18 protein-coding genes are annotated in these 18,470 nt (G+C 52.8%); 1 reads left to right on the top strand and 17 read right to left on the bottom strand.

The window, feature by feature from the left end:
- Positions 1 to 77: 77 nt before the first annotated feature.
- The 6 genes from CHM34_RS00435 to recA are packed head-to-tail and all read right to left on the bottom strand — an operon-like array spanning position 78 to position 5,221.
- Positions 78 to 743: an ATPase gene (locus CHM34_RS00435; RefSeq protein ID WP_094262623.1), complete on the bottom strand. Its 666-nt coding sequence runs from the start codon at positions 741 to 743 to the stop codon at positions 78 to 80.
- Entirely contained in the window at positions 727 to 1,005 is a 279-nt protein-coding gene (locus CHM34_RS00430; RefSeq protein ID WP_094262622.1) for a hypothetical protein, read from the bottom strand. Before CHM34_RS00430 ends, CHM34_RS00435 begins: the two co-directional genes overlap by 17 nt.
- The gene (locus tag CHM34_RS00425; protein ID WP_094262621.1) at positions 935 to 2,458 is read right to left on the bottom strand and encodes an AAA family ATPase; all 1,524 of its coding nucleotides are present in this window, start codon (positions 2,456 to 2,458) and stop codon (positions 935 to 937) included. The genes CHM34_RS00430 and CHM34_RS00425 overlap by 71 nt, the downstream gene beginning before the upstream one ends.
- On the bottom strand, positions 2,455 to 3,450 hold the full coding sequence (locus tag CHM34_RS00420; protein ID WP_094262620.1) for a metallophosphoesterase family protein: 996 nt from the start codon (positions 3,448 to 3,450) through the stop codon (positions 2,455 to 2,457). Before CHM34_RS00420 ends, CHM34_RS00425 begins: the two co-directional genes overlap by 4 nt.
- 6 nt (positions 3,451 to 3,456) lie before the next feature.
- Positions 3,457 to 4,110, bottom strand: a complete 654-nt coding sequence (locus CHM34_RS00415) for a RecX family transcriptional regulator (RefSeq protein ID WP_094262619.1) — start codon at positions 4,108 to 4,110, stop codon at positions 3,457 to 3,459.
- A gap of 28 nt (positions 4,111 to 4,138) precedes the next feature.
- Positions 4,139 to 5,221 (bottom strand): recombinase RecA, encoded by a 1,083-nt coding sequence (recA, locus tag CHM34_RS00410; protein ID WP_094262618.1) that lies wholly within the window; start codon positions 5,219 to 5,221, stop codon positions 4,139 to 4,141.
- Between the two features lie 180 nt (positions 5,222 to 5,401).
- Between recA and CHM34_RS00405 the strand changes: the two genes are divergently transcribed.
- A complete protein-coding gene (locus CHM34_RS00405; RefSeq protein ID WP_094262617.1) occupies positions 5,402 to 5,713 on the top strand; it encodes a metal-sulfur cluster assembly factor in 312 nt (103 codons plus the stop codon).
- Between the two features lie 169 nt (positions 5,714 to 5,882).
- Here CHM34_RS00405 and CHM34_RS00400 read toward each other — a convergent pair whose 3' ends face one another.
- The 11 genes from CHM34_RS00400 to yfmF all read right to left on the bottom strand — a co-directional run bounded on the left by CHM34_RS00400 (position 5,883) and on the right by yfmF (position 18,464).
- On the bottom strand, positions 5,883 to 7,466 hold the full coding sequence (locus tag CHM34_RS00400; RefSeq protein WP_094262616.1) for a DEAD/DEAH box helicase: 1,584 nt from the start codon (positions 7,464 to 7,466) through the stop codon (positions 5,883 to 5,885).
- Positions 7,463 to 8,716 (bottom strand): competence/damage-inducible protein A, encoded by a 1,254-nt coding sequence (locus CHM34_RS00395; RefSeq protein WP_094263048.1) that lies wholly within the window; start codon positions 8,714 to 8,716, stop codon positions 7,463 to 7,465. The genes CHM34_RS00400 and CHM34_RS00395 overlap by 4 nt, the downstream gene beginning before the upstream one ends.
- A gap of 31 nt (positions 8,717 to 8,747) precedes the next feature.
- A complete protein-coding gene (pgsA, locus tag CHM34_RS00390; RefSeq protein WP_094262615.1) occupies positions 8,748 to 9,332 on the bottom strand; it encodes a CDP-diacylglycerol--glycerol-3-phosphate 3-phosphatidyltransferase in 585 nt (194 codons plus the stop codon).
- Between the two features lie 735 nt (positions 9,333 to 10,067).
- Positions 10,068 to 10,913, bottom strand: coding sequence for a helix-turn-helix domain-containing protein (locus tag CHM34_RS00385; RefSeq protein ID WP_094262614.1), 846 nt, complete (start codon positions 10,911 to 10,913; stop codon positions 10,068 to 10,070).
- 137 nt (positions 10,914 to 11,050) lie between these two features.
- Positions 11,051 to 12,271: a helix-turn-helix domain-containing protein gene (locus tag CHM34_RS00380; RefSeq protein ID WP_169713506.1), complete on the bottom strand. Its 1,221-nt coding sequence runs from the start codon at positions 12,269 to 12,271 to the stop codon at positions 11,051 to 11,053.
- A gap of 45 nt (positions 12,272 to 12,316) precedes the next feature.
- Positions 12,317 to 13,519 carry a helix-turn-helix domain-containing protein gene (locus CHM34_RS00375; RefSeq protein WP_094262612.1) on the bottom strand — a complete coding sequence of 401 codons (1,203 nt, stop codon included), beginning with the start codon at positions 13,517 to 13,519 and terminating at the stop codon, positions 12,317 to 12,319.
- A gap of 30 nt (positions 13,520 to 13,549) precedes the next feature.
- Positions 13,550 to 14,323: a YmfK family protein gene (locus CHM34_RS00370; protein WP_094262611.1), complete on the bottom strand. Its 774-nt coding sequence runs from the start codon at positions 14,321 to 14,323 to the stop codon at positions 13,550 to 13,552.
- A gap of 354 nt (positions 14,324 to 14,677) precedes the next feature.
- Entirely contained in the window at positions 14,678 to 14,932 is a 255-nt protein-coding gene (locus tag CHM34_RS00365; protein ID WP_094262610.1) for a DUF3243 domain-containing protein, read from the bottom strand.
- A 153-nt stretch (positions 14,933 to 15,085) separates the two neighbouring features.
- The gene (gene ymfI / locus CHM34_RS00360) at positions 15,086 to 15,838 is read right to left on the bottom strand and encodes an elongation factor P 5-aminopentanone reductase (RefSeq protein WP_094262609.1); all 753 of its coding nucleotides are present in this window, start codon (positions 15,836 to 15,838) and stop codon (positions 15,086 to 15,088) included.
- 60 nt (positions 15,839 to 15,898) lie between these two features.
- Positions 15,899 to 17,179 carry an EF-P 5-aminopentanol modification-associated protein YfmH gene (gene yfmH / locus CHM34_RS00355; RefSeq protein ID WP_094262608.1) on the bottom strand — a complete coding sequence of 427 codons (1,281 nt, stop codon included), beginning with the start codon at positions 17,177 to 17,179 and terminating at the stop codon, positions 15,899 to 15,901.
- Entirely contained in the window at positions 17,166 to 18,464 is a 1,299-nt protein-coding gene (gene yfmF, locus CHM34_RS00350; RefSeq protein ID WP_094262607.1) for an EF-P 5-aminopentanol modification-associated protein YfmF, read from the bottom strand. The genes yfmH and yfmF overlap by 14 nt, the downstream gene beginning before the upstream one ends.
- Positions 18,465 to 18,470 lie beyond the last annotated feature (6 nt).

The raw sequence follows: 18,470 nt of genomic DNA, 5'->3' as shown, positions 1-18,470 counted from the left end.
TATAGGTGCATCGTTCCAAGATCCTCATATCCAGCAATTTCAAGGATTTTTCAGATGCAATCCAATTGTATTATTTCCTATGTCTTATTGTCAAGCAGACGCGCAGGACGGACATGGGTTTCGCCCCCTTTGATCTCCACCCGAAAAGCCTTATCCGCCCCTTCCGTCAAATGGGCGTTATGAGTAACCAGAATAATCTGCCGATCAAACATTTCCCCGGTGGATTTGAGGAATTCCAACATCGACAAAACATAGTCGGCACTGACATGCTTGCCCGGCTCGTCCAGAATGAGAGGGCCTTCCGGACGAGGGCGAAAGGTCTCAATCATAGCGATACGCAACGCCAAAGAAGTGATATCCACAATTCCCCCGCCCCTCGCCTCCTGTGGCTTGGTCCTGACGCTTTGCCCCTCCCAATCGGTGATCACATAAAACTCGGCCACCGGCTTGCCGCTGTGTTCCGACAACTCAATCTCAAAACGGAACAGAGGGCCGAATACATATTGAAGGGCATTCGTCACCAGGGTTTCCATCTGCGCCTTGGCTTGTCCCCGGGCATAATCCGCAGATTCCTGAAGCAACAGCCGCACTTTGTCGAAGACGTCCCTCCGGGCGGTCACCTCTGTGATCCGCTCTTTTACATCTCTATAAAGACGATCCAGTTCTTCCCGGCGGGCTTCCCGTTTCAACCCTTCCGCCTTGGCTGCAGCAATGCGGGAACCGAGATCAGTCATGAGAACCATCGGCCTTTTCTCCCCCGGCCCGTACCAACTCCTGTGGCAGAAGTGTCCAGGCTTCTTCCAGCTGCTGTTCAATTTGCTGCTCCAGCTTTTCGATCTCCTGCTCCAGATGTTTTGGCTCCACGCCCAGCTCCTGCAGTTCCTGGAGAAGCTCCTCCTCCTGCCGTTCCAGTTGTTCCAGGCGCGCCTCCGCTTTATAGCGGAGATCCTTCGCTTTTTCCAGGGCCGTCTTTACTTCCTTGATCCTCTCTTCCAGCTGCTGCACCGGTCATCCCCCCTTGATATTCTTCCATGATATGATTCAAAACCGATCCGTCAATGGAGGAACCGCAGGTGGGGCACTTGCCCAGCTGTTGAAACAGGGAGACAAGCTGCTTCGTATAGCTGTGGATCTCCTCCTCGGTTCGTTCCATGAACTTCCGTCCGTCCGCCAACCGTCTGCCGACATCTTTCCATTGACTCCGGGTTTGGCCCAACCCTTTTAGCCGCTCCATATCGTATTCCATACTTTCCAACCGGTGGGAGGCTTTCTGAGTTCCCGCTGTCCGATTCAGGAAAGCCTCTGTCTTTACCTTCTCCTCTTTCCAACGGAGGTAACGGGGAAAAAGACGGCGCATGCGATCATACCGGAGGACGGCAGCATTCACTTCTTCCATCCGCCGAAGCAGTCGGGGAAGAGCATCCGTCTCGGCACGGAGACGGCGAAACCGGTTCAATTCCTCCCGGCACTGGGACCACCGACCGTGAAGTTGTTTCAAATGGTGATGAACTTGTCTTTTTTCATCCACCTTTAACAGTTCCCGTTCCACATCCGAACAGCGGGAGGTCTTTTCCATTGTTGTTTGCCAACGGGTCATTTCCTCCCGGTTGTGGTTCCGATTGCTAAGAATGTGAGTCAACCGCTCCAAGCGGAGTTTGTAGCGCTCCAGATGAAGCAGTGCGGATTCCGCCCTTTCCACCCCGGTTAAGCGATCCACTGCGGAGCGAACTTTTTCTTGTTCGTTTCGAAGATCCCTCCACTTCTCCCGCAGTTGTTTGAGACGCTCCATCTGTTGACGATGTTCCTCGGCCTTTTGGTAAAGTTTCTCGGCCCGGTTGACCCGGTCCAGCAGTTCGGGCAGGTTTTCATAAGGTTTTAAGGCTTCTTCCAACCGTGTTTGCTCCTCTTTCAGGTGTTTAACCTGAGAGGATAAAGCCTGCCGGTCCCGCGCCGTCTCACGGAGAGCGATGTCGATGATGTGAGCTCCGCTGACCCGTCCGATGGATTTGGCCCGGACTCCCCCTGTTTCCGACAATAAAAAAGGTCCCTCCAGCTGGGTACCGAATTGGGCAGGCATATTCCAATCATGATCCAGCTTCAAAGGGTGCATCCGATGGGCCTCCAGTACTTCCCGAGGCACATCTTTGCCGAAGCCTTCAAACACTTTTTCCTTTCCCTCGGAATCCTTCAGGGTGTACCGGTTGACGGAAGCGGACCGTTCCCGGGTGATCTCCGTTCCGTCGGACAATGTCAACATCACCCGGCAGCGATTTTTTCCGGAACGGATGAACTCGCTCCCTCGAGGCTGGTTGTAAAGAACCCAGCGGAGAGCCCGAAGGATAGAGCTTTTCCCGCTGTCTGAAGGACCGACGAAAACATTGAACCCCCGGGAAAAGTCCACCTCCGTCAAGGTATGGGACTGAAAGTTTTCGATCACCAGCTTTTGCAATCGCTTCATTCCTCCGCTCCCCCTTCCGGGCCCAAGCGTTCCTGGACCACGGCAATCCGGCGCATCGCCTCGTACTTCACTTCATCATCGATTTCTTCGAGTCCGGCGATCTCTTCGACAATGTCGATGACGTCCATTCCCCGGAAATCCCCCGCTGCACGGACCTCCTGTACAAAGGAAGCCATTTTCTCTTCTCGGTAGGCCGCCTGTTCCAAATAGGAACGGTCCAATACTTCCTCTCCGGGCGCTGCACAACGGAGCGGACGAAAGCGTACCGCGATCGATTCGTCCAATTCCAGCATAGCCACTTGAGGAGTACGTCCGATTTCCGAAGGATGGTTGTTAATCCGGGCCAGCGCCCCCGGATTGACGATATAACGGCCCTCTTTTCGCTGTAAGGGAAATCCGGCGTGATAGTGACCGGTTAACAGCACATCCACCTCATCGGACCACAAAGTGTGAACCATAGTGTGGGCCACTCCTTCGGGCAAGGGCCGGTCCACCGCCATCCCGTGAACCATATGAACACAATAGTCCGCCTCCAATCGGTTGCGGACCGAATAGTCCAGCATCGGATCTCTCTTGTCCAGGTCGTAGTGAAACGGTTGACCGGTGAGTTGGAGAGAGATACCCTCTTTTTCCAAACGAACCGGATGTCCGGGACGGAGAAGTCGCACAGTATCGAAGGCATCCATCAATCCCAGCATCGACCGGTCGACGGTGTCCGGATTGTGCCCGTATATATCATGATTGCCGGCGACCGTATACAAAGGAGCGTCAAATTGGCGCAACAACTGGGCAACATCCCGGACAACGGCGGGGGAAAGGTCCGGCCGGTCAAACAGGTCCCCCCCGTGCAAAACCGCGTCCACCTTTTCTTCCCGAGCGATTTGCACCACTTCTTCCAGCTTTCGGCGCATAGCCCCGACAAAATCATCGATGCGGCTGCGAGGGGACGTTCCCCGTATATGAGTGTCCGTCACGTACAGTAAACGGAGCATTCGTTTTCACTCCCCTTCCTCCCCGTCGTGCCGCCTCCGAAATTGGTTCAATAAGCCGAATACCACGGAGGAGTTGAATCCCCGGCGGAGAAGATATTGACCCAGGCGACGCTCCACCGTCGGCCAGGGATTCCCCAGAAGCCGGCGATACCGCTTCTCCGCCACCTGCTCGGCCAACCGATGCTCGTCCGCCTCGTCAACAGCCGTCAAAGCCTCGGCAGCGACATCGCTTGAAATCCCTTTTTGTTCCAGCTCCTGCTGCAACATCCTGGCTCCGTATCCTTTTCTCCTCCGGCGTTGCTCCACCCATTCCTGAGCGAAACGGCGATCGTCCAAGTACTGGTGGCTCTTCATCTCTTTGACCACAGAGTCCCGATGTCGGGGGTCGAATCCTTTCCCATCCAGATATCGCTGAACCTCCCGGACGGTTCGGGGTTTATATCCTATGTAACGGAGCGCCGCTTGGCGCACCTTGTTCCTTTCTTCCGTATCCAGGATCCTCTCCATCTCCTCCGGGTTCACCCGCATCCCTTTGGACAAAGCAAATCGGACCAAAACGTCCTCATGAACCGCAAACCGGTAGGATCCATCGATATGAATATTGTACCGCGGCGCTCCGCTCTTTTGCCGTTCGATCCGTGTAATTTCACACATACCCATCCGCGCTCACCCGCTGAAACCGGATATTTTATTCCTTCAGATCGAGGGAGAGAGAGTCGGAAGAGGATTTCTTTTTGCCGGAGGCCTTCTTCTTTTTCTCCTCCGCCGGTTCCTCTTCTTTTTCCACCTTCAGATTGTAGTGCTCCCGGATCCGTTTTTCGATTTGATTGCAAACCTTGTCGTTCTCCTTGAGAAACTGCTTGGCGTTTTCCCGTCCTTGTCCCAGCCGTTCACCGTCGAAGGAGTACCAGGCACCGCTCTTCTTCACAATATCCAGATTACTGCCGATATCCAGGATACTCCCTTCTTTGGAGATCCCTTCCCCGTACATGATGTCGACCTCCGCTTGTTTGAATGGAGGAGCCACTTTGTTTTTCACGACTTTGATCCGGGTCCGATTACCCACCATCTCATTGCCTTGCTTGATCGACTCTGCCCGACGCACTTCCAAGCGGACGCTGGAGTAGAATTTCAAGGCCCGGCCGCCGGTGGTCGTCTCCGGATTGCCGAACATCACACCCACTTTTTCGCGAATCTGGTTAATGAAAACAGCGATGGTCTTGGATTTGCTGACAACGCCGGAAAGCTTCCGCAAGGCCTGGGACATCAAACGGGCCTGTAAACCGACATGGGAATCCCCCATCTCCCCTTCGATCTCCGCTTTGGGAACCAGGGCGGCCACTGAGTCGACAACGATGATATCAATCGCACCGCTTCGTACCAGAGCTTCAGCGATTTCCAAGGCCTGTTCCCCTGTATCCGGCTGGGACAGAAGCAATTCATCGATGTTGACTCCCAATCTCTGGGCATAGGCCGGATCCAATGCGTGTTCCGCATCGATGAAGGCCGCTTGTCCTCCTCCCCGTTGCACTTCGGCGATCGCATGCAGCGCCACCGTCGTCTTCCCCGAAGATTCCGGACCGTACACTTCGACGATCCGCCCTCGGGGATATCCGCCGGTTCCGAGAGAGATATCCAAGGCGAGGGCCCCGCTGGAGACGGTTTCGACCTGACTGGGACCGGCCTCACCCATGCGCATGATCGAACCTTTGCCAAATTGCTTTTCAATCTGTCTCATAGCCATATCTAATGCCTGACGGCGGTCGGACATACACCTTCACTCCTTCGATTTCGCTTTTCCCAATGCGTTCAGATATCCTCATCATACATCGTTTTGTAATCCGTGCCAAGATCATTTGCGAACATTTATTCGTTTTTTCGACGGGCTTTTAGTCTAAGGCGATGTTCAGTATAATGAAATGGAAGCGGTTCTGAAAGGAGTGGGAAAGAAATGGATAAAGAGAAGAAAAAAGAAGAAATCATGGAAGCTCTGGAAACGGTGGAGGACCCGGAGCTCCATATCGATATCGTCAATCTGGGACTGGTCTACGGCGTCGATCTCGACGATGAAGGCAACGTCAAAGTGACGATGACCCTGACGGCGATGGGCTGCCCTTTGGCCGGGATGATCAACGAAATGGTCACCACCGCTGTTAAAAGCGTCGGCGACATCAAGGATGTCGAAGTCAACATTGTTTGGAATCCGCCCTGGAGCAAGGACAAGATGTCCCGTTACGCCAAGATGGCCCTGGGAATCCATTAACTGCCGGTTGAGGCTGCTGACGGGATATCGTCGGCAGCTTTTTTCTGCAATATAATATTGATAAAATTACAACAAAACTCTTCAGGGACAGCGAATTTCAAAAAAGCCAGCCACCCGACACGGTCAGGTAACTGGCTTCCCTGTTTGATCCATACCCCGGAATCCGATCTTATCTCCGGTTGCGGGGGCGGGCTGGTTCCAGATTGACCCGGGCTCCGTTGATCCGGGTCTGCCGCAGAGCTTCAAAGACAAAGGGAGCCGCCTCCTCCGGCACTTCTACGAAGGAGAACCGATCATAGATATTGATTCGCCCCACTTTTTTGGCGGCAATTCCCGCCTGTTCAGCGATGGCCTTAACCAGCTCCCGGGGGCGGATATCCGCATTACGGCCCACATTGATAAAGAAACGGACCATCCCCGGAGAAGCACCAGTTTCACCGAAGTCGTATACCGCATCGTTTCCTGATGTAAAACGGTCAGCAAAAGCCAGGTGCAGTGCCGCTACCGCCATCTTCTTCGGATCATGCTCAGCAGTGAGCTTTTCGACAATCTCTTCAAACAGCGGGATGGGCTCCTCTTTCTCGATCGTTTCCGCCAGTTGTTCCGCCAACACCTGCTGCTGCCGTTCCGCCACTTCTTCCAGGGTGGGCAACTCCCGGGGAGTTAATCGGTCCCCGATCTCCTGCTCGATCGAGCGAAGCTGTTTCATCTCCCGGGGCGTTACCAGAGTCAGGGCCATTCCTGCCCGACCCGCCCGGCCGGTGCGCCCGATCCGGTGAACATAGCTCTCCGCGTCTTGAGGGATGTCATAGTTGATCACATGGGAAACACGTCCCACATCAATTCCCCGGGCCGCCACATCCGTGGCCACCAGAAGCTCGATATCCCCGCGACGGAAAGCGTTCATCACCCGATCGCGCTGTTGCTGAGCCATGTCCCCGTGCAATCCGCCGGCGAGATATCCCCGGGCCTGCAACGCTTCCGCCAGATCATCCACCCCTTTTTTGGTGCGGCCGAATAAAATCCCCTGCTCTACATCTTCACTGTCCAAAATCCGGCACAGCGAGTCCAGTTTCCCGTTTTCCAAGACTTTATAATAAACCTGTTCGATGACGGGAGCCGTCACTTCACCCCGGCTGACAGTAATATAACGGGGTTTCTTCATGTATTTTTGGGCCAGGTGGCGAATCCCCGGGGGCATCGTAGCTGAAAAAAGAAGCAACTGCCGCTGTTCCGGTAAGTACTTCATCACCGCTTCGATGTCGTCGATAAAGCCCATGTCCAACATTTCATCCGCCTCGTCCAGGACCATGATCTCCACATCATTCAAGCGGAGCGTCCCGCGGCGAAGATGATCCAGCATCCGACCGGGGGTACCGATCACAACATGCACCCCTTGCTTCAACGCTTTGATCTGGCGGCCGATAGATTGCCCGCCGTAGATGGGTAACGTCTGGACGCGCTTGGGACGGCCGATTCTGCGAAGCTCTTCCGACACCTGAATCGCCAACTCCCGGGTAGGCGCCAACACGACGCTTTGCACCTTGCGTCGGCTCGGATCCACATGTTCCAAAAGCGGAATACCGAAAGCGGCGGTTTTCCCGGTACCAGTCTGGGCCTGGCCGATCACGTCTTCTCCCCGGAGGACCGCCGGAATACACTCCGACTGAATCGGGGAGGGCTCTTCAAAACCCATATCGCGAATACCCTTTAAGATGAGAGGGTCTAATTGGAAAGAATCAAATGGCTTCATGTTGTCTGTTCACCTTTCTTTAAACGTTCCTGCAAAATATACAGCGCAAATTTGGCCGCCCGGATCCGGATCTTCTGGCGGGACCCGGCCAATGAAAGGTTAAAGGCCCGAGTGGGCGCCCCCTTTTGGGCCAGGCCGATAAAAACAGTGCCGACGGGTTTCCCTTCGGAAGGGTCCGGCCCGGCTACACCGGTCACACTGAGACCCAGATCGGAGTTAAACCGCGCTTGGGCTCCCTCCGCCATGGCCAAAGCGGATTCCATACTGACGGCTCCATGCTCTTCCAGCAATGAGGGGGACACTCCCAGCAGATTCTCTTTCGCCTCATTGGTATAGGAGACCACTCCGCCTTTAAAGGCCCCGCTGGCACCGGAAACGGAAGTGAGCCATTCGGCGATCAGGCCTCCGGTACAGCTTTCCGCCAAAGCGAGTTTGCGCTGTTTTTTCAATAATGCTTGAATCGCCACGGTCTCCAGGGTTTCATCGTCTTCCCCGTACACATAGCCTCCGACCCGGCGCAAAATCTCCTCCCGGACCGGGGCGATCATCTTCAAGGCAGTCGCCTCGTCCGCGGCTTTCGCCGTGATTCGGAGGGTGACTTCCCCTTCCTTGGCCAAAGGAGCGATGGTGGGATTCTCCTGGTTCTGCAGCAAATCCTCTACTCTTTCCACCAAGTGGGATTCCCCGATGCCGAAGAAACGGAGAACCTTGGAAACCAGGACACCTTCCGTCTGACGGTTCCTTTCCAAAAAAGAACGAACTTCCCGTTCAAACATCGGGTACAACTCCGTCGGAGGGCCGGGAAGAAGGACATAGGTGGTTCCGTCTTGCGTAACAGCCACTCCGGGAGCTGTCCCGTTCGGGTTGGAAAACACCATCCCTCCTTCAAATACGAAGGCCTGTTTGTAATTGGAGGGAGGAATCGACAAACCGCGCTCGGAAAAGATCGCTTCCAAAGCGGCTATCGACGGCGAATGCTCGACCAGTTTTCGGTCGAGCACCTCCGCAACGGCCTCTTTGGTCAAATCGTCTTCCGTAGGACCCAAACCCCCCGTAAAAATAACCAGGTCGGAACGGGTCCCCGCCTGTCGGATCACCTCTTTCAGCCGATTTCGGTTATCTCCGACTGAAGTGTGGTAATAAACGTCGATACCCAGCTGAGACAATTCCCGGGACAACCAGGCAGAATGGGTGTCGACAATCTGACCCAACAGCAGTTCCGTTCCGACCGCGACCAACTCAGCTCGCATCATACAACTTCCTTTCCTATCAAATCGGCGGTTACCGGGATTTAGAAAAACGAATGACCCTGCGATTCTTTACAAAATAATCGACACCGGACCCGATAGTGATGATGACCGCCAACCAGACGAAAATCTGCGAGAAGGGAAAGGCGATGGAAGAGAAAGGGAAGTTATTAAGGATTAAGGCGGCGATCGCGATGATCTGAACAATCGTTTTCAGTTTTCCCATCGCACTGGCCGCAATCACCTGCCCCTCGGCAGCCGCCACTAACCGAAGTCCGGTTACGGCAAACTCGCGGCTGATGATCACGATAGCGATCCAAGCATCCAGCCGCTGCATCTCCACCAGCGAGATCAGAGCGGCGGAAATGAGAAGCTTATCCGCCAAGGGATCCAAAAACTTTCCCAAATTGGTGACGAGCTTCTTTTTTCGGGCGATATAGCCGTCTAATCCATCCGTCACCGCGGCTGTAATGAAGATAAGCGTCGCGATAATCTCACTGACGGTGATCGTCCCTTCGCCCAAACGAAATTGACCTAAATCATATTTTACCAACAAAAAAATCATCAAGACCGGAACAAGAAAAATTCGGGCCAGGGTGATTTTATTGGCTAGATTCACGTCAGCGAACCTCCCCCCCGCGAGTCAAACGCGCAGGGAGCGGCGAACGGGAGGCGCCGCTCCACCCCAGATACGTCAAACTCTGTCGGGCCGATGATGAGCCCCTGGTAATCGAATTGAAACGGTATTTGCTTTAAAAACGGTTGCACCCATCCATCCGAGGAAGATCGGGCCTTATGGTTACAACGGACCTGCGGTATGCCAATACCGTAAAGACGGTGACGAACGTTTCCGGAGTAAGGAACCCTCTTTAACAAGTTTCCGCTCGTCACAAACCTCTATACCGAAACAGGACGACTTCTCTTGTGATGTTCCACACAGCTGAAGCGCATGGGCTTCTCGGCTCTTCGGGGCTGGCCGGCCATCCGGCAGATCCCCCTCTGAGCCAGACGATAAGCGCTGAGTCGGTACGGCTCTGTTCCGGGATCCGAAAACGGCGGCCCGGTTAGTTTAACGAGTTTTTGCTCGCGCCCTTGAAGATCGTAAAAACTTATCGGGCTTACGAGAATCGACCCGGAATGGAAAACGTTTTGGCTCGCGCTTGATCACTCTTTTGCTACTCTGCTTTTCCGTAAAAAATTTATGTAACGAAAGTTGACGGCAAAAGAGTAAAGCAGTCATTCACCTGATAATCGCCCCGTTCCCGCAATTCTTCCGTAAGTATAATATATGCAAATCGACCGTGTCAAAAAAGAGCGGTCAGGCCGATCCACCCGCCTGACCGCTTCAGGTGTATTATTTTTTTAGTTTCAACTGATAGGCATGCTGGGAATTCTCCTCGGAAGTATCGATCACATGCCCGTTAACCATCAACTTTACTCGGGCCGGGTTACCGATCAACAAGGAAATCCACGCGGGATGTTTGAAGGTTTTCTTTTGTCCCGGCTGGAGTTGGGCCTCCTCAGTCACTTCTTGAGTCGGTCCGCCTGCGCGATAGCGAAACCAACTCTGCTTTTCCGCCTCCACCGTAACCACAACTTCTTTCGCGTTTTTCACCTCAAACTCATCGCCGTACTTGTTGGTCTCCGAAGGCTTTATCAGTTGGACTTCGGCTTCATTCTCCTGATCCTTCTCAGTCTGAGAATCGGAAGATCCAGGATCATTTGATTTTTCTTCACCCTGGAGTTTATCATCGTCCCATGCGCCAAAGAGGTAGATCACCGTTGGAATCAGCAGAACAAACAGAACCAACAACAGCCATGCATACCCCTTTAAAGGCGAGAAACGGGGAAAACGAATCCAGGAAAACCTGCGCTCCCCTCTCTTCTTCCGCTGTTCCATCCTCTGGCGACGGCTGATGGACGGCTTGGGGGGATCTGCCTCGGAAAGCTCCTCTTCCAAGTTCTCCTCGGTCAACTTCTCTTCATAATATCGAAGGACCGGTGTAGAGTCGATACCCAAATAATCAGCGTACGATCGGATAAATGCACGGGTGTAAAATTTACCGGGTAATTCATGAAACCGAGCCTCTTCCAAGGCCTGCAAAAACCTAACTTGAATTTTCGTCTGTTCCTGAACGTGTTCCAACGTCAGACCGGCTTTTTCCCGGGTTCGCCGAAGCCGATCCGTCGGTTTGGACATGCCGCGACCCACCTCCTGCCGTCTATCGGCCTGCCTTAGCACTTCAATTCTGAAAAGAGATGTTTTCGCGCAAATACCTGTTTCAGTATAACGGAGAGCTTGATCCCATGTCAAAAGGCTCCCGGTGACGGAAGCCTTTATTTTAATAACGTGATATGAAACTTTTTACTTTCAGTATAGGATGTATTCATCTTTTCCCCGTTAACGGTCACTTTCAGCTGATCCGGTCGTCCAACCTCCAGCCAGAGTTCTTCCCCATCCTTGTATGTAAACGGAAAGGTATCTCCCTTTTTCAATACGCGGTCTTCCAGTTTGCCGCCCACTTCCTGCCCCTGGATCTGAAACCAACACTCCCCCTCGGCTTCCAGCTTCAACTCAATCTGATCCGCATTGCTCAATTCGTAACGGTCCGGGCCATCCTCCTCCGTTTCGATCGGCCTCAACGAAACGGATTGGGACGCATGAGCCTCCCCGGCTTCATTACCGTCATCCGATTCCGTTTGATCCTGTTTCTGTTTCGGATCTTTCTCGGGAGCCTCCGAACTTTCCGCAAAAGCCACCAGATAAACGACATAGATCGTCGCTGGAATGAGTAGAACCGCCCCGATTATCAACAATCGCGTATACCATGTAATGAATCGGCTCTTTTTTTCATCTTTCCCGCCGTTGTTCCGTTGGCTGCGGGTCCGGCTGACCCGGGAATGTCGACTCAGTGATTCCGTGCGGGAAGCTTCTTCCTCTTCGGCCCGTTCCTTATGCTCCTGCCTCGGCGGAAGTCCGATCTCTTGGGGTTCAGGCAGGTCATCGGGCATCGTGACGCGGCGGGGAGCACTACGACCGGACGGGGACTGCGGTGAAGAAGAATGCCCCGCCGCCATCTCTTCGGAGGGAGTGAATCCTTTTCCGCCTTCTCCGGTCACACCCTGTGTCCGGGAATGAGAAGCAGTCCGGTTTAGAGAATCTGCATCCCCTCCTTTAGAAGAAGGAGGGGATTTCTTCCCTCGACGGGAAAGACGCGTTCGGGAGGATGTACTCGTCTGTTGACGATCATACGAGGGATAACCGGGCGGAGAAGAAGTCACATTCCTCCCCTGTCGTCCCGGCCGGGACCTCCGTCCGCCTGTCCGGCCCGTTCCCCTGTAAAGATTGAGAATGCTCTGAGGATCAACACCTACGCTGAGAGCGTAGGTGCGTAAATAAGTCCGGACAAAGTAAGCGCTTGGAAAACTTTCAAAATCGCCGGCTTCGATCGCAGCCAAATAGGCGGCGGGGATCCGGGTTTCCTGTTCCAACTCCTCCAAGCTCTTCCCATAGGACTCTCTGGCTTGTCTGAGCCGGTAACCGATCTCAACCGACACCCGGCCCACCTCCTAGTACTGATTATCCGCTCAAACAACCCAGCTCTACTTCTTCAATTGAATGCGGTAGCTTTTAGGTACATCCTGAGCCGTTGTATCGATATCCTGTCCGTTGACTTTGATTTGAACATTGGAGGGCTTGCCGACACGGAACCAGACGAAGTCGTTGCCTTCCCCGATGACTCGTTGTTCACCGACCTCCATCGTAAACCCTTCCTTCGGATCGTTGACTTCCTCACCGTAATCCAGCCGACTTTCGCCTTTACTCGCCTTAATCTCGACCTTTAGATTTTTGGCATTTTGGAGGTTGTACAAATCCCCCTCAACATCACTGCCTGTTTCCACCTTGGCGAGAGTCGGAGACTCATTTTCATTGGCATTGACGGTATCCGTTCCGGCACCGCCGGCATCTTCGGTCTGTTCACCGCCGTCAGCCTGTTGGCCGGAACCGGATGTATCGTTCATATACAGATAACCGACCGGCACCAACAACAATGCTCCAACGGTGGCTACACCGATCATCCATTTGCCGAACCCTCCCTTTTTCTTGGGCCGGCCATCTCCTTCACTTTCCCCCCGTTTCACTTCCTGAGAGACACGGCGGGGAGTAAAGGTACCGGTTTGGGACAAATCCTCCTGTTTCTTCTGCTTCAGCTGTTGTCCCGAGGAATCCGGGGTCAACGGAGCAGGCAACTGATGCCGCTGAGTATTCTCCTGCCGGGGTCCGGAAGGCGGAGAAACCGGAGCGGATGATTGATTCGGGGGAGTGGCCGGCTGTTGACGGCTTGTCCCCTGTTGTGGTGGAACAGTATGAAACTGCCCGCTGTACTGCTGTTGTTCAGTGAAGGGCTGATACTGCTGTAACCGGGACGAGGGAGGAGCCGTCCTTTGGGATCGCGACGGATAAGTACGACCCAACCGGGGCTGTGTCCGAAATGGCCGTTGGTTCGGGGCTCCACGGCTTTGGCGTCCGGTTTGGCCTTGTTGGCCGGGGGTGCGCCGGGGAGACCTTCCCGTCACCGCAAACCGCTCATAACGGTCCAGGAGCGGTTGAGCGTCCAAGCCCAAGCTGTGGGCGTAGGTGCGTAAAAAAGCGCGCACATAAAAAGGACTGGGCAGTGTTTCGAATTGGTCGTTCTCCAAAGCGCGCAAATACTCGATGTGAATTTTTGTGCTCTGCTGGACATGATCTAATGTAAGTCCCAGCGACTCCCTCGTCATCTTCAATTCCGATCCAATTCCAGACATGAGCGGCACCTCCTGTTATCCCTTCCATCCTCAACGAATGTCGAAGGCCGCGACATCCGTATCCAAAACTTCGTATGTAATCACTTCATCCGGATCATTACGCAACTCGATAATATAATCGAAGTCATCCAGCGAGTATTCAGATTCCCGGACAAAGATATCGGGATGTTCGATCACTTTGGTGGCATCCATACGCATGATCTCCTGTACCAGCATATGATGCTTTTCGGTGGAACGAAGCGTGGAAACAATTCCGTCGATAATGTACACATTATTCGGTGTCATCTCATCCATCGCCAACTGCTTGCGGACCGTCTGCCTCAGCAGCGTCGAAGAAACGAAGGTCCATCGCTTGTTGGCACAAACGCTGGAAGCCACAATAGACTCCGTTTTCCCGACGCGGGGCATCCCCCGCACACCGACCAGCTGGTTCCCTTCCTTTTGGAACAATTCCGCCATAAAATCGACCAAAAGCCCCAACTCGTCCCGGGTAAAACGATACGTGCGTTTATCCTCCAAGCAGCGATCCAGATAACGGCCGTGGCGGACAGCCATGCGATCCATCAAAGTAGGAGGGCGAATCGCCGTGACGGTAATATCGTCCACGCGGTTCAAGATTTGCTTAAGTGCGTGGATCTTTTCCCGATCATCGGTGTTTAAAAGCATCCCCCGCCGTTTGTGTTCCACCCCGTTAATGGTCCGGATATTAATGGACATCATTCCCAGTAGTGAGGCGATATCCCCCAACAGGCCCGGGCGGTTTTTATGGATTTGGTATTCGAGATACCAGTCATGGCTACCCATTCCAACACACCTTTCCGGAACTGCGAACTCTGTCAAAGTGTTCAGTACAATTGCATACGGAACAAATTTGTTTAAAGTATATCATATGTGATCCGATAAGCGAACCCGTTAAATCGAAGAAAATCGTTTTTCACATACATGCCCCGAACCGATTCTCATCCCGCTGTTCCCGGGTTTCGGGAGGGATTCCAAAAATGGATACAGTCATGCTATTGGCATCATTTAAGTTATTTTCATTCCGATATGGAAATATTACCAAAAACAAAGTTCAATCCTGCACAAATCCGAAACAGAAAAAAGAACCACCCTTTCCGTCAGCGGAAAAGGCGGCTCGGTCTCGACCATCATCCCTCATTACTTGTTTCCATCATGGACCAGCTTGACCATCAGCCCGGCCATCGTACGCTGTTCCTGTTCGTCCGCCGCATCCCACAAATCTTTTAACACACGTTCCTGCTCGTTTTTCGGGTCGATATCCTGAGCCAGATAATCGCCGATCTGGTATGCGACATCTTTGATCTTCTCCTCGTCCATACCAAGACTCTGAGCTTGGTCGACGCGTTGGGACAAGAAGTTTTTCCAATCCTGATAGTCATTTAAGACGGACATGGGCCAAACCCTCCTTTATCAGTTCCAGTCTGATCCTCTAAAAGTAATATGGTTCAAAAAGCGGAACCTTATTCCCGGGAGTGTGGGAATGCTCCTTCTGCTTTTTATCCTCTCTGGCAGGGACCTATCCGATCTCTTACAAAAACGTGAAGATCAAGGATACCAGCCTCCATTGACGTGAAGAATTTGTCCGGTCACATACCCCGCCTCCGGCTGACATAAATAGTTTACCATCGAGGCCACCTCTTCCGGATTTCCTAAACGCCCCAAGGGAATCCGTTCAGTCAATACCTGTCTTTCTTCTTCTGAAAGCTGACGGGTTAACATATCTGTACGGATCGCCCCGGGCGCCACCGCATTAACAGTGATACCGGAAGGAGCGAGTTCCTTGGCCAATGCCCGGGTCATCCCGTTGAGAGCCCCCTTGGCCGCGGAATACAAAACTTCTCCGGATCCTCCGGACTCTCCCCAGATCGAAGAGATAAGGATAATGCGGCCGGATTTATTGCGGATCATATCCGGCAACGACTGCCGGATTAAATAAAAGCCTCCCCGCACATGCGTATCCATCAACGCGTCGTACTCTTCCTCGGAAATGTCTTGGAACAGGTTATCCCCTTCTACTCCCGCGCTGTGCACGAGGATGGACGGCGGGCCCAATTCCGAAGACATCCGACTGAATAACGCTTCGATTTCCGTCCTATAGCGGACATCCGACTGAAACGCCTCGGCCCGGACCCCACGCAAAGTACATTCCTTCACCACCTGTCGAGCGGTATCCCGGGAACGGCGGTAGCCGACAGCCACATCCGCTCCCGCCGCCGCCAACTGTTTAGCAATGGCCGCCCCGATCCCGGAGCTGCCTCCGGAAACGAGAGCCGTTTGCCCTTCTAAGGAACCGTTCATGGTATTCCTCCTCCAAAAAAAGCGCCCCGCCTATTCCAGGGGGGCGCTTTTTTTACCCGGTTACAGGGGACGGACAATCGAAACGGCAAACCGATCCCAATCGATATGTTCCGAAAGGCGCCGATTCACTTCCTCCGCCTTCAGTTCTTCCAACAGCGGGATCACCTGGAACAAATCCGACCCTACAAACCGATATCGGATAAACTGGTTGGCGATCCATTCGGGAGAGTTCAAATGGCGGAGATAATTCCCCAACTTTTTTTTCCGGATTCGTTCTACAACGTTTTCCGGAATGCCGGAGTCGAGAATACGGGGAAGCTCTTCCCGGACTCGCTCCACCAACCTGTCGGGATCCGGAGTATCACCGCCGGCCACGGAAAATCCGTAACTCGGTTCCAAGCTGTAATCATAACCGAAATGGTCATCGATCAACCCATCGTCGTACAGAGACTGGTACAAATCCGAGGCTGAACCGAAAAGCGCCTCCAACATCACTTCAGTGGCCAGTTCCTGACGAACCAACTCATCCCCTTCCAGATCCACATTTTTTTCTTTAAATCCGAATAAGCACTTGGGAATGCCTACGCTCAAGCGGGCTTCTTTTTGCGGTTCAGCCACCTTTTCCGGTTCATCCGGATAAAAACGCCGGATCTCCGCCTGTTTCTGATAATCCTTGGTGTTCTGGTTTTTACGGATCAGATCCATGATCTCTTCCGGATCGAAAGGACCGACGACGAATAGGAGCATATTGCTCGGATGGTAAAAGGTCTCGTAACAGGTATACAGGGTTTCTTTGTCGATTTCGGCGATGGATTCCACGGTACCGGCAATATCGATTTCAACCGGGTGTTTTTCATACATCGCATCAATCAGCCCGAAAAAAGACCGCCAATCGGGATTATCTTCATACATGCGGATTTCCTGACCGATAATCCCTTTTTCTTTCTCCACATTTTGATCTGTGAAATAGGGGTTTTGTACGAAATCGATCAACGTGGTCAGATTTTCTTTCACTTGATCTGTTGTAGAGAAAAGGTACGCTGTTCGGTCAAAGCTGGTAAAGGCATTAGCGGAAGCTCCCCGTTCGGAAAAACGGTTAAACACGTCCCCGTCTTCTTCCTCGAACATTTTATGTTCCAAGAAATGGGCGATTCCGTCGGGAACCCGGATTTTATCCCCGCCGGGAATCTGAAAATGGTTATCGATCGAACCGTACCGCGTCGTAAAGGTGGCATAGGTTTTGGAAAATCCCGGCTTGGGCAGGAGGTATACCTGTAATCCATTATCCAGCTGTTCATAATAAAGAGTTTCCTTCAGCTGTTTGTGTTCAATGCGTTTCATCGACGGGTCCCTCCCCTTTGTCCCGCAAATAATAGATCGTATCCAACTGGACGTTGTCCGCCACTTTCCGGATATCCTCTTTGCTCACCTCTTGAACGTCCCGGATGATACTCTCCAATGAGCGGTCCATTCCGCTGAGCAGGTTTTGGTAGTGAAAATCAATCAAATCAGCTGAACGATCCCGACGTTCTTTCAACTGATTAATCAGCATCGCCTTTGTCTGCGACAATTCCGAATCGCTGATCTCTCCCTGTTCCATCAATTCGAACTGCTTCTTGATGATATCCACCGCTTTGGGGAAGTTGGCGATTTCCACCCCGGACTGAACGGTCAGGATTCCCTTATGACTTTCCAGTCGGGAAGCGGCATAGTACGCGAGACTGGCCTTCTCCCTCACATTGGTAAACAGTTTGGAGTGGGGAAAACCGCCGAGGATACCGTTGTAGACCAAAAGTGAGACGTAATCTTCATCCCGGATAGAAATCTGCGTACGACAACCCATATTTAATTTTCCTTGTTTTACATCGAGCCGGTCGGTCACTTCCTTGACCCGGTCCACTGAATGTTTGACTCCGGCCACGGGAACGCTTTGTCGTTGCCCATCCCGGGTGGGAAAATGTTTTTCCACCATTCGGGTGACTTGATCCGCGGTTAAATGACCGACAAAATAAAGATCCACGGGACGCGTTCGAATCAAGTCCCGGTAATATGTATACAGGTTTTGAGGATCAATGGAATCCAGATCTTCCAGGCGGCCGTGGTTAAACAGGCTGAAGGGTTCTCCTTTACACATTTCCGCGACACAGCGCTGGGCGGCATAGCGGATCTTGTCATCCTGCAGGCTCTCAATTTTCTGCTTTAGGTTCTTCTTTTCAGCGTGAACATAGCTTTCTTTAAAAGCTTTTCCTTCGATTACCGGGCGATTCAACAGCTCGCCCAGAAAAGCGGCTCCTTCCTCCAACAAAGGGGAAGAATCCCTCAGGTACCGCTCATTGGGCACCTCCAGACCGATTTGCATAATGTGGCGTTCGCCCCGCTTATACACATCACCAAACAGCGTCGCTCCGTACAATTCGTCTAACTTTCGCTTCAACTGCAGAGTGGAAGGATAAGATTCCGTCCCCCGCTGCAAAACACTGGGAAGAAGAGCATGACGGGTGACTGAGGAAGAGGACAATTCTTGCTGGACCATAGCCGACAACAGATTGGTCTTGAATTTATCCGTGGAACAGACGTGTACGCGCAAATTTCCTACCGGAATCGTTTCAAAACGAATTTCTGACACAAGGAC

Origin of the sequence: Paludifilum halophilum, from assembly GCF_002245355.1 — a bacterium.
GTDB classification, from domain to species: domain Bacteria; phylum Bacillota; class Bacilli; order Thermoactinomycetales; family DSM-45169; genus Paludifilum; species Paludifilum halophilum.
Note: the sequence above shows the minus strand (reverse complement) of the source record. Positions and strands in the feature narration are given on the sequence as shown.

Bases quoted from the DNA above. Each gene is read 5' to 3' on its own strand.
- CHM34_RS00435 (WP_094262623.1), bottom strand. From the start codon at position 743: ATGGTTCTCATGACTGATCTCGGTTCCCGCATTGCTGCAGCCAAGGCG.
- CHM34_RS00425 (WP_094262621.1), bottom strand. From the start codon at position 2,458: ATGAAGCGATTGCAAAAGCTGGTGATCGAAAACTTTCAGTCCCATACC.
- CHM34_RS00420 (WP_094262620.1), bottom strand. From the start codon at position 3,450: ATGCTCCGTTTACTGTACGTGACGGACACTCATATACGGGGAACGTCC.
- CHM34_RS00415 (WP_094262619.1), bottom strand. From the start codon at position 4,110: ATGGGTATGTGTGAAATTACACGGATCGAACGGCAAAAGAGCGGAGCG.
- recA (WP_094262618.1), bottom strand. From the start codon at position 5,221: ATGTCCGACCGCCGTCAGGCATTAGATATGGCTATGAGACAGATTGAA.
- CHM34_RS00405 (WP_094262617.1), top strand. From the start codon at position 5,402: ATGGATAAAGAGAAGAAAAAAGAAGAAATCATGGAAGCTCTGGAAACG.
- CHM34_RS00400 (WP_094262616.1), bottom strand. From the start codon at position 7,466: ATGAAGCCATTTGATTCTTTCCAATTAGACCCTCTCATCTTAAAGGGT.
- CHM34_RS00395 (WP_094263048.1), bottom strand. From the start codon at position 8,716: ATGCGAGCTGAGTTGGTCGCGGTCGGAACGGAACTGCTGTTGGGTCAG.
- CHM34_RS00385 (WP_094262614.1), bottom strand. From the start codon at position 10,913: ATGTCCAAACCGACGGATCGGCTTCGGCGAACCCGGGAAAAAGCCGGT.
- CHM34_RS00375 (WP_094262612.1), bottom strand. From the start codon at position 13,519: ATGTCTGGAATTGGATCGGAATTGAAGATGACGAGGGAGTCGCTGGGA.
- CHM34_RS00370 (WP_094262611.1), bottom strand. From the start codon at position 14,323: ATGGGTAGCCATGACTGGTATCTCGAATACCAAATCCATAAAAACCGC.
- CHM34_RS00365 (WP_094262610.1), bottom strand. From the start codon at position 14,932: ATGTCCGTCTTAAATGACTATCAGGATTGGAAAAACTTCTTGTCCCAA.
- ymfI (WP_094262609.1), bottom strand. From the start codon at position 15,838: ATGAACGGTTCCTTAGAAGGGCAAACGGCTCTCGTTTCCGGAGGCAGC.
- yfmH (WP_094262608.1), bottom strand. From the start codon at position 17,179: ATGAAACGCATTGAACACAAACAGCTGAAGGAAACTCTTTATTATGAA.